We start from the raw sequence: 14,387 nt of genomic DNA, 5'->3' as shown, positions 1-14,387 counted from the left end.
GGCCTGAACAAGACTGATCTGCTCGGCTGGTCACAGCGCTGCTTCTGACAGAAGTGGGGAACTAGCGGGCGTTGAGAGTCTTTAGAAGAGGGAGACACCGGCACGCCAGCAGGCGCACCGGTGTCCGGTGTCGGTCAGTTCAGTAACGGATTGGCCCGGTTTTCTTTCCAGACCCAACCAATCAGCAACACGGCCAGTGCCCCGCTGATGATAGTTGTCCAGAAACCCGGGAAGCTGAAGGCAAAGCCCACCGCCAGCAATGGCAGTCGCAACAGGTGCGGCACCTTGCCAGCGCCGAGCATCCACCCCTCCAGGCCGCCGGAAATCATCATTATACCCACCACGATGGACGGCAGCACGTAAACCAGCGGCGTCAGGTCACCCTGCAGCACCAGTGCCGGCTGGAACAGGAAGAACAGCGGGATGAAGTAGATCACCACACCCAGCCGCATGGCCGTTACCGACGTCCGCATGGGCGGTGCACCTGCAATCGTGCCGGCCAGGAACGCCGCCGCACCGACCGGCGGTGTAATAGCCGACAGCATGGCGTAGTAGACGATAAAGAAGTGTACTGCGATGGTATTCAGACCACCCACCTCGATAATCGCCGGCGCCAGGGTGACCGCCAGGAAGATATAGGCCACGATGGCCAGTCCCGCCATACCCATGATGAAACACGCCAGTACACCGAACAGCAGGATCAGGTAAAGGTTATCGCCACCCAGGCTCACCAGGCCTGACGTCACCGACCCGGTCACACCGGTGATGGTCAGGGCGCTCACTACAAACGCGATCGGCAAAATGATGGCAGCGGTCTGGGTGACCAGCACACCGATTTGCCGGAGGGCGTCAAACATGCGCCGCGGAGTCAGCCGGGTGTCTTTCTGCAGGAAGGACAGGCCAACCATTAGCAGACAGGCGTACCACGGGGTGTAATATTCCCACCGCATGTACAGCAGGCCCCAGATCAGGAAGACCATCACCGAAAGATACGGCCAGCCCCGCTTCAGGACGCTGCGGGCCGAAGGAAGTTGCTCTTTCGGCAAGCCCTTCATGCCGGTGCGCGCCGCGTAGGCATCCACCTGCAACAGCAGGCCGAAGTAGAACAGCAGTGACGGCAGGATGGCCGCGATCATGATGGTGGCGTAGTCGACGCCAATGGTTATCGCCATAACAAAGGCAATGGCACCCATAACCGGCGGCATGACCGCCCCACCCATGGAGGCACAGGCTTCGATCGCACCCGCGTAATGGTTCGGATAGCCCACCCTCTTCATGGTCGGGATGGTGATGGAACCGGTACCGGCAATGTTGGAGAACACAGAGCCGGACAGGCTGCCCATAAAGCCACTCGCAACCACCGCCACCTTGGCCGGACCACCCCGGTAGCGACCGAAACTGGCGTTGGCCAGGTCAATGAAGAAACCACCCGCACCCGTGGCCAGCAGCACCCCGGCGAACACCAGGAAGCCCAGGATGATTTCAGCCACGATCTTGGTGGTAATGCCCATCATGCCTTCCGCCCGGAAAACGTGGGCTTCGATCATGTATTCAAACTGGTAGGGAATACCCATCAGCAGGCCGGGGAAATAATCGGCGACCAACGGATACAGGCCCAACAGCACGACCACCAGCAGGAACGGAATGCCCCCACTACGACGTGCCAGCTCCATCATCAGCAGCCAGACCACTACCCCAAGGTAGAGGTTGCTCCACCCGGCCTGCACCATGTCCCAGGCGTTGGTGGCAAAGTAGAAACTGACGGCGATGACCACGATCGCAGCAATCACGTCATAGAAAGGTACCTTCGTCTGGCCTCTACGGGCCGGCAGGGCAATGAAGGCAGCAGCCGAGAACAACCCGATGAACACCCAGTAGTACTCGCCCTCAAGCAGGCGCTGACCGTCCCAGGTGAAGCCGAAAATATAGGCCAGACCACCCAGCAGTCCGAGAATGCTGAGCACGACAAAGGTAATACTCTGCCATGAAAACAGATGGCCAAGCCGCGTAACTTCCGGCTCGGCTTCCGGAAGGGCCGCAGGGGCCTGTTCCGGCGATGTCGATTGAGTCATAGGAGTCGGTTTCTTGTGTTAATTGTGAGGAGATAGTCGCAGAGGTGGACCAGGGCGGCAACCATAATCCGCCCTGGTTCCTACCAGCCTGGTTAAAGGCGTGTGCGGAAGCCTTCCAGGCCCTCTGTGTGCTTCCTGAAGATGGCCATGTATTCCTCATTGTTCTGGTCCGGGGCGATGCGCTTGTCCCGGGCCTCTGCCATGGCTGCTGCGCGGGCTTCGATCCACGCGTCCATCTTCTCGATAGCCGCCTGGTTCCAGGCGTCGTCCTCTTCGGTCCATTCGCCGATTTCCTTCAGGTAACGAACCGTACCCTCGTGGACCGGCAGCGGTGAGGTGTCCAGGTAGTCCCGGAATACTTCCATGGACATACGACTGGAAAGCGGATGCGAGCCCTTGTAGTCGTCGTAGGCCTTGTGGAACCACTTCGCCATGTCATAGGCAAACTCATCATCGGCGTCCGCCGGTACCGCGTACAGGAAGTTGGAGGTGAGACCACCCACACCCTTCGCAGTGCTGACACCCATATTGATGGTGACCGGCACGGTCATCGGGCGATGGGCAAGATAGGCATCCCATGCTTCCGTGTTGCTCTGGTCCATATCCAGCCAGCGGATGCCACCGGGAGCGCCTTCCATTTCTGCAAGCACCGAGCTGACAGTAGCGCAGTAGGCCACGTCTGCCTTACCTTCAACGACGGAACGGCAGTTCTCCACGTAGCTGCTGGCCGGCACAAAGGTGATCATTTCTTCCGCTTCTTCCTCGGACAGGCCCAGGTAGGCTGGCAGCGCCTTGCGGGCGGCGGTGATCATGGGTGGGGAAAAGGCACCCACGGCTACCCGGATACCGTCCCGCTTGAGGTCTTCCATGGACTCCAGGTCAGACTCACCGGATACCACGAAGCCCCAGGGCGTATCGTTATGGTGCCAGATCACCCGCTGGGCAACGGGCTTGATACCGGCATAGGCGCCAACACCCTCAGTCTGGGAACGGATCTCAGCAGAAGCCACAGAACTGATGTTGATATCGCGACGGTCGGTCAGGCGGCGATAACGCTGGGCTTCGCTGTCTTCCGGAACGATCCGGGCATTGGAGCCGGTCTGGTCTTTCAGTACCGGGGCCCAGCCATTGGTGGAAGCGAAGCTGCCACTGGAAGTGCCAGGGGTGCCGATAACCAGCAGCCGTGGCAGGTCATAGTCCTCAGCCTGGGCCACCGTAGCGGACACGCTAAGTGAGACGGCCGCAGCCACGGAAAGCAAGGAACGAGCGGGGGAAAAATTCGTCATTAACCAACCTCATTGATAGTTATTACACGTTGTTATCCTGCGATAACAACAGGCGAGCCAAATCCTGACAAGTGTCAGGCTAGAGTATCACTAAGGATCGGACGAATAAATCCTGCGAGCGGATGCTCTTAAACGAAAAAGCCGCTGGCGCTTGTCCAGCGCCAACGGCTTTTCAGGACAGAACCGGAATCAGAGTCGTGAACGGAAACCTTCCAGGCCTTCGGTGTGTTTGCGGTAAATCGCCATAAAGTCCTCGTTATTATGGCTGATCTCCACGCCTTGCTCCCTGGCCTCTGCGAGAGCAGCCTTGCGGGCTTCTATCCAGGCATCCATCTTTTTAATGGCCTCGTTGTTCCAGGCGTCGTCTTCCTCTGTCCACACATCAATTTCTTTCAGGTAGCGAACCGTGCCTTCATGAACCGGGATCGGTGAGCGGTCAAGATAGTCCCGGAAGATGTCCACATCCATGCGTGTTGCAAGTGGGTGCGTGCCCTTGTAGTCGTCAAAGCTTTGATGGAACCACTTTGCCAGGCTATAGGCGAAGGCGTCATCCACATCGGCCGGCACCGCATAGACGAAGTTGGACGCCAGGCCATCAACCCCCTTGGCGGTGCTGACGCCCATGGTGATCGTGGTAGGCACAACCATCGGCCGGTGTTCCAGGAAGCCCGCCCAAGCCTCCTTGTTATCGATATCCATGTTCAGCCAACGAATGCCACCGGGTGCCCCCTCCATTTCCGAGAGAACCGAGCTGATGGTGGCGCAATAAGCCACATCCGCCTTACCTTCTACTACGGACCGGCAGTTCTCCACATAACTGCTGGCGGGAACAAACTCCAGTTTTTCACTGGCCTCCTCCTCCGTCATGCCAAGGTAGGCCGGCAAGGCTTGCTGGACCGCCGTCGTCATGGGGGGCGAAAACGCGCCCTGGGCGACCCGCACTCCGCCTTTTTTCAGGTCATCCATGGTTTCAATGTCGGAATCGCCGGAAACCACGAATCCCCAGGGGGTATCGTTGTGGTGCCAGAGCATACGTTGCGGGACCGGCTCCATGCCGGCATAGGCACCGATACCCTCAACCTGGAAGCGCATTTCCGCTGAGGACACGGAACTCATGTTGATGTCGCGCCGTTCGGTCAGCCGCCTGTAGCGTTGGGGTTCGCTGTCCTCCGGCACAACGCGGGAGTTGGTCCCCAGCTGTTCCTTGAGGATCGGGGCCCAGCCATTGGTGGAAGCAAAGCTGCCGCTGGAGGTGCCCGGCGTTCCGATCACCAGCAACCGGGGCAGGTCATACTCTTCGGCCTTGGCCACACCCACCGAAACGCCGATAGCCATGGCGCAGGCAAGGGAAAGCAATGAACGGGGGGCTCTTGGTGACATTTTCATAGGATCTCCGCTAATGATTTTTCTTGTATCGAGGCGGGGACGGCGTGTTGGCAAACCTCCCACCCTCATCAAGCTAGAGGATCACTATTAGACGGTCAATAAGTAATACACTTTTACACCCGGTTTCAATGCAAATCAGTTGGACCCGGCACTCAGGCACTCTTTTTGCGGGCTTCCTTGACCACATCGTAGGCATGGCTGATTTCCCGGGTGCGCTCTTCAGCCATCTCCCGCATGCTCTCTGGCAGGCCCCGGCCGGCCAGTTTGTCCGGATGGTTTTCGCTCATCAGCTTGCGATAAGCCCGTTTGAGTTCAGCATCACTGGCTGACGGACTCACCCCGAGGGTCTTGTAGGCATCGTCAATCTGCTGGCCGGTGGAGTATCTCGAAGCGCCCGACGCACCCGCCTTGGCGCTTCGCAGCGTGGCCTCCAGTTGCTCCACCAGGCTCTCTGGCAGGCCCAGCCCCCGGGCAATGCGCACCAGCATCTCGTGTTCGGCGGGGTGCACCTCACCATCGGCGGCTACCGCTGACACCTGCACCTGCAGGAACATCTGCAGCAGGGCTGACTGGCCGGCACAGACCCGCCGGAAACGTTGCAGCTCCGCGTCCAGGTCAAAATCCCCGGCCTTGCCCCGATTGAAGGCGGCCTTGGCGGTCTCCCGCTGGCTGGCATTCAGGTGAAAGCGATCAAACATGGTCTCCGCCATGCGGATCTCATCGCGGGTAACCACCCCGTCGGCCTTGCTCACAGCGCCCATGACGGCGAAGACCGATTCCACAAACCCACTCTGCATGTCCTGGAGTCGGCCAACGACTTTCTTTTTCAGGCGTTTGAAAAGAAACGCTCCCACGGCGCCACCGATGATCAGGCCCGGCAAACGACCAAACGCGTAACCAATCGCAGCACCCAGTAATATGGCAAACAGCATGGATATCCTTCCCGGCAAAAGACTTTTCTGCACTATACCGTTTTTGTTTCCATTTCTCCCGGCGACCGGTAATCCGGACGCTTCACAAGTTCAACCGGCCGCGATAACATCCGGAAGTATTCATCCAACTCGGGACCCCATGACACTTCTCATCCTGTTTGCCGTAATTTCCATCGGTTTTTCCTTCCTCTGTTCCATTCTTGAAGCGTCACTGCTGTCAGTTACTCCAAGCTATATAGCCTCGCTTCGGAAGGACAGGCCCGAGCTTTTCAAACGGCTGCGCAAACTCAAGGATGAAATCGATGACCCCCTGTCGGCCATCCTGACCCTGAACACCATCGCCCATACCGCCGGCGCCACTGGCGTCGGCGCCCAGGTTGCCGTGGTTTTTGGCGAAGCCTGGCTGGGCGCTGCGTCTGCAGCCATGACACTGGCGATCCTGATACTGTCCGAGATCATTCCCAAAACCATTGGTGCCCGCTACTGGCGCAATATCGCCCCTGCACTACCGGCGACTCTCGGGTTCCTGGTAAAAGCCCTGCTCCCCTTTGTCTGGCTGTCCAAGCTGGTCACCCGCCGGCTGACGTCTGGCGAAGACGAAACCGACATTCGTGGAGAAATCAGCGCCCTGGCGGAAATCGGGCGTGACCAGCAAGCCCTGGACGAGGACGAGCGACGAATTATCCAGAACGTGCTGCGCTTCCACGAGATCAAAGTCAGTGCCGTGATGACACCGCGTACCGTGTGCAAGGTGATTTCACCGGAGACGACGCTCGACGAGTTTCTGCAAAAGGTCAGAACAACGCCCTTCTCGCGCTTTCCGGTGCTGGACGAAGAAGGGGAAGCGCTGGGCTATATCCATAAGGCTGACGTTATCAACCTGGCCTCCGATGCTGCGCTGATGGATAACATCCGGCCGATCAAACGGGTCAAAGCCAGCACGAATATCGAATTCCTGTTCTCCGAGATGCTCCGGGAACGTCAGCACATGGCCATCGTATACGACGAGTTGGGCACATGGCTGGGTATAGTGACACTGGAAGACATCCTGGAAACCCTGCTGGGCACCGAGATCATGGATGAGACCGATAATGTCTCCAACCTGCGCCGGTATGCCAAGCAACGCTGGAGTCGCAAGCTTCGTCAGCGCCGTCAGTAACCCTCGGCTCACCGAACAATCTGACAGAATCAAACAGCCTTTGTGGCTACATAGGCTCCATCAATAAAAAACCGGCCTGGAACCCCAGGCCGGTTTTTTTTGGCTAACTGATCCGTATCCAGCATTAACGGACCGGCGAGTTCAGCACATCCAGCACATCTTCGAGTTCAGTGATCATCTGACGGATCAGCTGCCTGTACTGGCTGGTATCTTCCTTGATTTCCTCACCGTTCAGCTTCTGCTTGGCACCACCAATGGTATAGCCCTGGTCATACAGCAGGCTGCGAATCTGCCGAATAGTGATGACGTCGGCACGCTGGTAATAGCGTCGGTTACCCCGGCGCTTGACCGGCGATAACTGAGGAAACTCCTGCTCCCAGTACCGCAGCACATGGGCCTTTACCTGGCACAGGTCCGCCACTTCACCGATGGTGAAGTAGCGCTTGCCGGGAATAACCGGCAGCTCGTTGTTATGACTGGCTTCCAGCATAGGTCTCTACTTTTTGCTTGAGTTTCTGGCCTGGCCGGAAGGTCACCACACGGCGTGCGCTGATGGGGATTTCCTCACCCGTTTTCGGGTTCCGTCCCGGACGTTGCTTCTTGTCCCGCAGGTCAAAGTTGCCAAAACCTGACAACTTTACCTGCTCGTTATGGCTGAGTGCGTCTCTGATTTCGTCGAAAAAAGCCTCGACCATTTCCTTGGCTTCGCGTTTGTTCAGGCCCAGTTCCTCGTACAGCCTTTCTGCCATTTCCGCTTTCGTCAAAGCCGCCATTATCAACTCCTCAGTGTCGCTCCCAGCTCGCTCTGCAGGGCCTGGATGACCCCGTCGAACAGCTCATGCACTTCATCATCATTGAGTGTGCGCTCGGGATGCTGCCAGAAGAGGCTCAGGGCCAGACTTCGCTTGCCTTCACCCGGCTTTTCGCCTTCATAGACATCAAACGCACGCAGCGCGTTCAGGCGCTCTCCGGCATTGTTGCGGACAACCCGGTCTACGTCTGCAAACGCAATCTCATTTCCGATAATAATAGCCAAATCACGGCGAACTTCAGGGTATTTTGAAAATTCTTTGAAATTAGGCACATATCCGGAAACGATAGGATTCAAGAATAGCTCAAACATCAGGATCGTGCCATCCAGATCCAGTTTTTTCTGCACCAGCGGATGCATGGCACCCAACCAGCCAACTGGCTGATCCCCAAGGAATAGCTGCGCGCACTGGCCGGGGTGCAGGGCCGGGTGCTCTCCAGCGGTGAAACGAACCTCAACCCCGAGCAGGCTGAACAGGGCTTCCAGCTCCCCTTTCACGTCGAAGAAATCGGCCTGGCGGCGACCGTTTGCCCAATTCTCAGGCAGCTGGTTGCCAGTCACAATGCCAGCGAGCATGGGCTGCTGGTCGATCTGCTCGCCGTCTTTCACAAACCTCAGACCGGATTCGAACAGGCGAATACGGGGCTGCTGGCGCTTCTGGTTGTACTCCAGCGTCTTTACCAGCCCGCTCCATAGCGTTGTGCGCATTACCGCCAGGTCCGCCGAGATCGGGTTTGCCAGGGCGATGCCGTCACGCGCCGGGTCCAGGATCGCCTGTACCTTCGGATCAACAAAGCTATAGGTGATGGCCTCCTGGTAGCCATTGGCCACGAAGAAATCGCGCACAGCTGACAGCGGCCGAACGGCCTCTTGCCGAGGGCGCATGGCCAGGGAACCAAACGGCTCGGTCACCGGGAGGTTGTTGTAGCCGTAGATGCGACCAACTTCCTCAATCAGATCTTCCTCGATACTGATGTCCGGACGGTAGCTGGGCACCCGCACGGTCCAGCGGTCCCCGGCCTGGTCAATAATGTCCAGACCCAGACGGGTCAGGATGTCTTCAACCCGCGACGCGTCAATGGTCATACCCAGTACGCCGGCCAGACGCTCAGCTCGCAGGGTTACCCTGGGAGCATCCGGCAGGTGCGCCTCGCTGACCACGTCAACAATCTCGCCAGGCTCGCCGCCGGTGATTTCCAGCAGCAAGGCAGTGGCCCGTTCCATGGCGGTACGGGCCAGCTCATAATCAACACCCCGCTCGAAGCGATGGGAGGCGTCGGTATGCAGGCCATATTCACGGGCCTTGCCGGCCAGGGCCACCGGCTCAAACCAGGCAGATTCCAGCACCAGGTCACGGGTCTTTTCAGTGACACCGGAATGCTCTCCACCCATCACGCCGGCGATGGCGAGGGGTTTTTGATGATCTGCAATAACCAGGGTGTCGGAGGTAAGCTTGACGGTCTGACCATCCAGCAGCACCAGTTCCTCATCCTGGTGGGCCATGCGTACCACGATACCGCCGTCGATCTCGGCCCGGTCAAAGGCATGCAGCGGCTGGCCCAGTTCCAGCATCACGTAGTTGGTAATGTCCACAGCCGGATCAATGGATCGGATGCCGCTGCGGCGCAACTTTTCCACCATCCACAGGGGGGTGTCTACGGAGAGATCAACGTTGCGAATAACCCGCCCCAGATAACGGGGGCAGGCGGCCGGTGCTTCGACGGTCACCTGTGGTTTCTCGTCATGGGTGGCTGGCACCGGATGCAGCTCTGGCTCGTTGACGGACTCACCGGTCAGTACGCCCACTTCCCGCGCCAGGCCGCGCAGGGACAGGCAGTCTGCCCGGTTAGGGGTCAGGTCCACATCAATGGTGATGTCGTTCAGGCCCAGGTAGTCACAGAGGTCCTGCCCTGTTGGCGCCTCGGCAGGCAGCTCCATCAGCCCTCCATGGTCCTCTGACAGGCCCAGTTCAGACTCGGAGCAAAGCATGCCATTGGAAGGCTGGCCACGCAGCTTGGCCGCCTTGATCCGGAAATTTCCTGGCAATACAGCGCCCACAACCGCAAACGGGACCTTGAGGCCTTCCCGGACGTTAGGGGCGCCGCAGACAACCTGTACGACCTCATCGCCACCAGCTACCTGGCAGACCCGCAACTTATCAGCGTCCGGGTGCGGTGCCACAGAGCGTACTTCACCAACGATTACCCCGGTAAATTCCCCTGCTACGGGCTCGAAACCGTCCACTTCCAGACCCGCCATGGTGATCTGGTCCATCAGTTCCTGGGTGCCAATAGCCGGGTTGACCCACTCGCGCAGCCACTTTTCACTGAATTTCATGTTAAATGCCTTGTCCTGATGCGATCTGGAATTAACGGAACTGGCGCAGGAAGCGCAGGTCGTTGTCGAAGAACATCCGCAGGTCGTTGACCCCGTAACGGAGCATGGCCAGGCGCTCTACCCCCAGGCCAAAGGCAAAACCACGGTATTCCTCGGCGTCGATGCCGCAGTAATCGAACACTTTCGGGTGCACCATGCCGCAACCCATCACCTCAAGCCACTTGATGCTGCCGTCCTCTTCCCGGCCCCACTCTATATCCACCTCGGCGGAGGGCTCGGTGAACGGAAAGTAGGAAGGACGGAACCGCACTTGCAGGTCCCGCTCGAAAAAGACCCGCAGGAATTCCTCGATAGTGCTCTTGAGGTCGGCAAAGCTCACGTTGCGCTCCACCAGCAGACCTTCCACCTGGTGGAACATGGGGGTGTGGGTCATGTCCGAGTCACACCGGTAGACGCGGCCGGGACAGATCATCCGGAACGGTGGTTTACCCGCTTCCATGGTACGGATTTGTACCGGAGAGGTGTGCGTGCGCAGCAACGTGCCCGGGTTGAAGTAGAAGGTATCGTGCATGGCCCGGGCTGGATGATGTCCCGGAATATTGAGTGCTTCGAAGTTATGGTAGTCGTCTTCGATCTCCGGCCCCTGCTCTACGGAGTAGCCGGCATTGCCGAAAAACTGCTCAATTCGCTGGAGGGTGCGGGTTACCGGGTGCAGGCCACCCAGGTCCTGGCCACGGCCCGGCAGGGTCACGTCGATGGACTCCCGGGCCAGCCGGTCAGCGATAGCGGCTTCTTCGAGGCTGGCGCGGCGGGCGTTGATGGCTTCCTCAACCTGACCCTTGGCCTCATTGATCTTCTGGCCGGCGGCAGGACGCTCTTCCGGGCTCAGTTTGCCAAGGGTCTTCGCCTGTTGGGTGATTACCCCTTTCTTGCCCAGGTATTCCACCCGGATTTGATCCAGTGTCTGCAAACTGTCCGCGTTCTTGACTGCAGTAAGCCCGTCCTGAACAAGTTGCTCCAGGTTTTCCATCAGTGCCTGCTCCAAACCAGAATATTGGGGCTATAAAAACAAAAACAGGGGAAGAGCGCGCCCTTCCCCTGTCAGGGATAACTGCAGCCGCAGTTATCCGTCGATCGATACTCGCCCGGGGGGCGAAGTAATCAGAGCGCCGCTTTGGCCTTCTCCACAACAGCAGCAAACGCCTGCTGCTCGTTCATGGCCAGGTCGGCCAGAACCTTGCGATCGATTTCCACTTCCGCCTTCTTCAGGCCAGCGATCAGACGGCTGTATGACAGGCCGTTGGCGCGGGCGCCGGCGTTGATCCGGGAGATCCACAGGGCGCGGAAAGCGCGCTTGCGGTTACGACGGTCACGGTAGGCATACTGATGCGCCTTGATGACCGCCTGCTTGGCTACCCGGAAAACACGGCTACGGGCACCGTAGTAACCCTTGGCCTGCTTCAGAATCTTCTTGTGACGACGGCGTGCAATCACGCCACGCTTAACACGTGCCATAAACTATTTCCTTCTCCAGACCGGTTGATTAACTGGCGATCATACGCTTGATGGAAGCAACGTCCGACTTGGCAATCATCTTGGTGCCACGCAGCTGACGCTTACGCTTCGGACTCTTCTTGGTCAGGATATGACTGGTGAAGGACTGCTTATGCTTAAAGCCGGTGGCGGTCTTCTTGAAGCGCTTGGCCGCCCCGCTCTTGGTTTTCATCTTGGACATTTCTTAAAACTCCGCATTCTGTTTTTCAATCAAATGAAATGTGTTCCTGAACGACAAATCCCCCGCCAGCGCGGGGGACCTGCCTGGTGTTCGGGATCACTTCTTTTTACGGGGCGATACAACCATGGTCATCTGGCGGCCTTCCATCTTGGGCCGTTGCTCTACCTGGGCCAGCTCCTCAATATCTTTTTCGATACGGTTCATGAGTTGCATACCGATTTCCTGGTGTGCCATCTCACGGCCGCGGAAGCGGATAGTGATTTTGCCGCGATCCCCGTTCTCAAGGAAACGTATCAGGTTGCGTAGTTTGACCTGATAATCCCCTTCTTCCGTCCCTGGCCTGAATTTCACTTCTTTGATCTGGACCTGCTTCTGCTTTTTCTTGGCAGCAGCCTTGGCCTTCTTCTCTTCGAAGACCTTCTTGCCGTAGTCCATTATCTTACAGACGATCGGATCGGAATCCGTAACCTGAACAAGGTCCAGAGTTGCCTCTTCTGCCTGCTTCAGGGCATCTTCGATCGACACAATGCCAACCTGATTGCCTTCGGCATCAATAAGGCGCACTTCTGTAGCGTCAATGTTCTCGTTAATAGGTGCGCGTGGTGCGCGACCACCCCGATTCGCTCGCTGTTTGATAATCAGTTCTCCGTCTTGGTTCTGCCTTTACGCGCGACCTCTGCTGCCAGCAGAGCCTCGAACGCTTCCGGCGTCATGGTTCCGAGATCTTCCCCTTTGCGGGTTCTCACCGCAACGGCGCCGTTCTCGACTTCCTTATCGCCGATTACGACAAGATACGGAACCTTGTTTAAAGTATGCTCGCGGATTTTAAAGCCGATCTTCTCGTTTCTCAAGTCAGCATTTACCCGATAACCCGCATCCTGCCACTTTTTCGCCAGATTCTCGCAATATTCTGCCTGGCGATCGGTGATATTGAGGATGGCCACCTGGGTGGGTGCCAACCAGGTGGGGAAGGCACCCTCGTATTCCTCGATCAGGATACCAATGAAACGCTCGAAGGAACCCAGCACCGCGCGGTGCAGCATGACCGGTGTCCGGCGCTCTGAATTGTCGGCCACATACTGGGCACCGAGACGGCCCGGCATGGAGAAATCCACCTGAATGGTACCACACTGCCATACCCGGCCGATGCAGTCCTTCAGGGAGAATTCAATCTTCGGCCCGTAGAAGGCACCCTCGCCCGGCAGCAACTCCCAGTCCACGCCTTCGCGGTTCAGCGCCTGCTCGAGGGCGGCCTCTGCCTTGTCCCAGACTTCGTCAGAGCCGACACGTTTTTCCGGCCGGGTGGAGAGCTTGTACAGGATCTGGTCAAAGCCGAAGTCCGCATAAACCTCGTGCAGCATACCGATAAAGGCAGACACTTCGTCCTGAATGGCATCTTCCTCACAGAAGATGTGCGCGTCATCCTGGGTGAACCCCCTCACCCGCATAATACCGTGCAAAGCCCCCGACGCCTCATTGCGGTGGCACGAACCGAATTCCGCCAGCCGCAGGGGCAGGTCCTTGTAGCTCTTCAGACCCTGGTTAAACACCTGGATATGACAGGGACAGTTCATGGGCTTGATGGCGAAGTCATGTTTTTCCGACTCGGTGGTAAACATGTCGTCCTTGAACTTGTCCCAGTGACCGGACTTCTCCCAAAGGGTGCGGGCGACCACCTGGGGCGTCTTGATCTCCTGGTAGCCGTGGCGACGCTGCATTGCTCGCATGTACTGCTCGACTTCCTGGTACAGGGCCCAGCCGTCCGGATGCCAGAACACCATGCCCGGAGCCTCTTCCTGCATATGGAAAAGGCCCAGCTTCTTGCCAATCTTGCGGTGGTCGCGTTTTTCAGCCTCTTCCAGACGCTGCAGGTAGGCCTTGAGCTCTTTCTTGTTGCCCCAGGCGGTACCATAAACACGCTGCAACTGCTCGTTGCCCGTGTCGCCCCGCCAGTAAGCGCCAGCCACCTTGGTCAGCTTGAAGGCCTTGAGCTTGCCGGTGCTCGGTACGTGGGGACCACGGCACAAGTCGATGAAGTCGCCCTGGCGGTAGAACGAGAGGTCTTCATCACCGGGAATGTCTTCGATAATGCGGACCTTGTACTCTTCCCCCATTTCGTGGAACAGCTTGACCGCCTCTTCCCGCGACAGGACCGAGCGCGATACCGGGATATCCTGTTTCGCCAGTTCTTCCATGCGCTTTTCGATCCGCTCCAGGTCTTCGTTGGTGAAGGGACGGTCGAACTTGAAGTCGTAGTAGAAGCCGTTGTCGATGACCGGCCCGATGGTAACCTGGGCTTCGGGGAACAGCTCCTTGACGGCCATGGCCAGCAGGTGTGCGGTGGAATGGCGAATGATATCAACACCATCCTCGTCGCGGTCAGTGACGATGGCCAGGTCTGTGTCCTGGTCGATCTCGTAGCTGGTGTCCACCAACTTGCCATTTACGCGCCCGGCAAGCGCAGCCTTGGCGAGGCCGGCGCCGATATCGGCGGCCACGTCATGAACAGTGACGGGATTGGGAAAACTGCGATGGCTGCCGTCAGGCAGGGTCACTACGGGCATGGGAAACTCCTCTCAGCGGTGATCCGTACCAAAGACCACGTGTTAACGGGAGCCGCGCTACCAGTGCGGCTCGAACGGTGCGGAGTTTAACAGGGTTTTCGCTGG

The 14,387-nt window shown here is 58.2% G+C and carries 13 protein-coding genes; 1 reads left to right on the top strand and 12 read right to left on the bottom strand.

Features of this window, described 5'->3' with window-relative positions:
• Nucleotides 1–134: 134 nt before the first annotated feature.
• From LJ360_RS07565 to djlA, 4 genes are all read right to left on the bottom strand, one after another.
• Nucleotides 135–2,072: a TRAP transporter permease gene (locus LJ360_RS07565; RefSeq protein WP_091849480.1), complete on the bottom strand. Its 1,938-nt coding sequence runs from the start codon at nucleotides 2,070–2,072 to the stop codon at nucleotides 135–137.
• Between the two features lie 92 nt (nucleotides 2,073–2,164).
• Entirely contained in the window at nucleotides 2,165–3,358 is a 1,194-nt protein-coding gene (locus LJ360_RS07560) for a TAXI family TRAP transporter solute-binding subunit (protein WP_091849478.1), read from the bottom strand.
• Between the two features lie 189 nt (nucleotides 3,359–3,547).
• Nucleotides 3,548–4,738: a TAXI family TRAP transporter solute-binding subunit gene (locus tag LJ360_RS07555; RefSeq protein WP_218144781.1), complete on the bottom strand. Its 1,191-nt coding sequence runs from the start codon at nucleotides 4,736–4,738 to the stop codon at nucleotides 3,548–3,550.
• Between the two features lie 158 nt (nucleotides 4,739–4,896).
• Entirely contained in the window at nucleotides 4,897–5,676 is a 780-nt protein-coding gene (gene djlA / locus LJ360_RS07550) for a co-chaperone DjlA (protein WP_091849474.1), read from the bottom strand.
• Nucleotides 5,677–5,815: 139 nt separating this feature from the next.
• Here djlA and LJ360_RS07545 point away from each other — a divergent pair, with 139 nt between their 5' ends.
• Nucleotides 5,816–6,835 (top strand): CNNM domain-containing protein, encoded by a 1,020-nt coding sequence (locus LJ360_RS07545; protein ID WP_091849472.1) that lies wholly within the window; start codon nucleotides 5,816–5,818, stop codon nucleotides 6,833–6,835.
• Between the two features lie 124 nt (nucleotides 6,836–6,959).
• Here the strand turns inward: LJ360_RS07545 and LJ360_RS07540 are convergent, their stop codons facing one another.
• The 8 genes from LJ360_RS07540 to thrS all read right to left on the bottom strand — a co-directional run bounded on the left by LJ360_RS07540 (nucleotide 6,960) and on the right by thrS (nucleotide 14,282).
• Nucleotides 6,960–7,325, bottom strand: coding sequence for a MerR family transcriptional regulator (locus LJ360_RS07540; RefSeq protein WP_091849470.1), 366 nt, complete (start codon nucleotides 7,323–7,325; stop codon nucleotides 6,960–6,962).
• Nucleotides 7,306–7,608 carry an integration host factor subunit alpha gene (gene ihfA / locus LJ360_RS07535; RefSeq protein WP_091849468.1) on the bottom strand — a complete coding sequence of 101 codons (303 nt, stop codon included), beginning with the start codon at nucleotides 7,606–7,608 and terminating at the stop codon, nucleotides 7,306–7,308. The genes LJ360_RS07540 and ihfA overlap by 20 nt, the downstream gene beginning before the upstream one ends.
• Before the next feature lie 2 nt (nucleotides 7,609–7,610).
• On the bottom strand, nucleotides 7,611–9,983 hold the full coding sequence (gene pheT / locus LJ360_RS07530; protein ID WP_264995752.1) for a phenylalanine--tRNA ligase subunit beta: 2,373 nt from the start codon (nucleotides 9,981–9,983) through the stop codon (nucleotides 7,611–7,613).
• Between the two features lie 31 nt (nucleotides 9,984–10,014).
• Nucleotides 10,015–11,013 (bottom strand): phenylalanine--tRNA ligase subunit alpha, encoded by a 999-nt coding sequence (gene pheS, locus LJ360_RS07525; protein WP_091849464.1) that lies wholly within the window; start codon nucleotides 11,011–11,013, stop codon nucleotides 10,015–10,017.
• A 131-nt stretch (nucleotides 11,014–11,144) separates the two neighbouring features.
• Nucleotides 11,145–11,498 (bottom strand): 50S ribosomal protein L20, encoded by a 354-nt coding sequence (gene rplT, locus LJ360_RS07520; protein ID WP_091849462.1) that lies wholly within the window; start codon nucleotides 11,496–11,498, stop codon nucleotides 11,145–11,147.
• Between the two features lie 28 nt (nucleotides 11,499–11,526).
• Complete coding sequence (gene rpmI / locus LJ360_RS07515) at nucleotides 11,527–11,718, bottom strand: 50S ribosomal protein L35 (protein ID WP_091849460.1); 192 nt, start codon at nucleotides 11,716–11,718, stop codon at nucleotides 11,527–11,529.
• A 96-nt stretch (nucleotides 11,719–11,814) separates the two neighbouring features.
• On the bottom strand, nucleotides 11,815–12,360 hold the full coding sequence (gene infC, locus LJ360_RS07510; RefSeq protein WP_091849458.1) for a translation initiation factor IF-3: 546 nt from the start codon (nucleotides 12,358–12,360) through the stop codon (nucleotides 11,815–11,817).
• Nucleotides 12,357–14,282, bottom strand: a complete 1,926-nt coding sequence (gene thrS, locus LJ360_RS07505; protein WP_091849456.1) for a threonine--tRNA ligase — start codon at nucleotides 14,280–14,282, stop codon at nucleotides 12,357–12,359. The genes infC and thrS overlap by 4 nt, the downstream gene beginning before the upstream one ends.
• Between the last annotated feature and the right edge of the window lie 105 nt (nucleotides 14,283–14,387).

The organism is Marinobacter sp. AN1, from assembly GCF_026013985.1.
Taxonomy (GTDB): Bacteria; Pseudomonadota; Gammaproteobacteria; order Pseudomonadales; family Oleiphilaceae; genus Marinobacter; species Marinobacter segnicrescens.
This window is presented reverse-complemented; position numbering and strand designations above follow the sequence as displayed.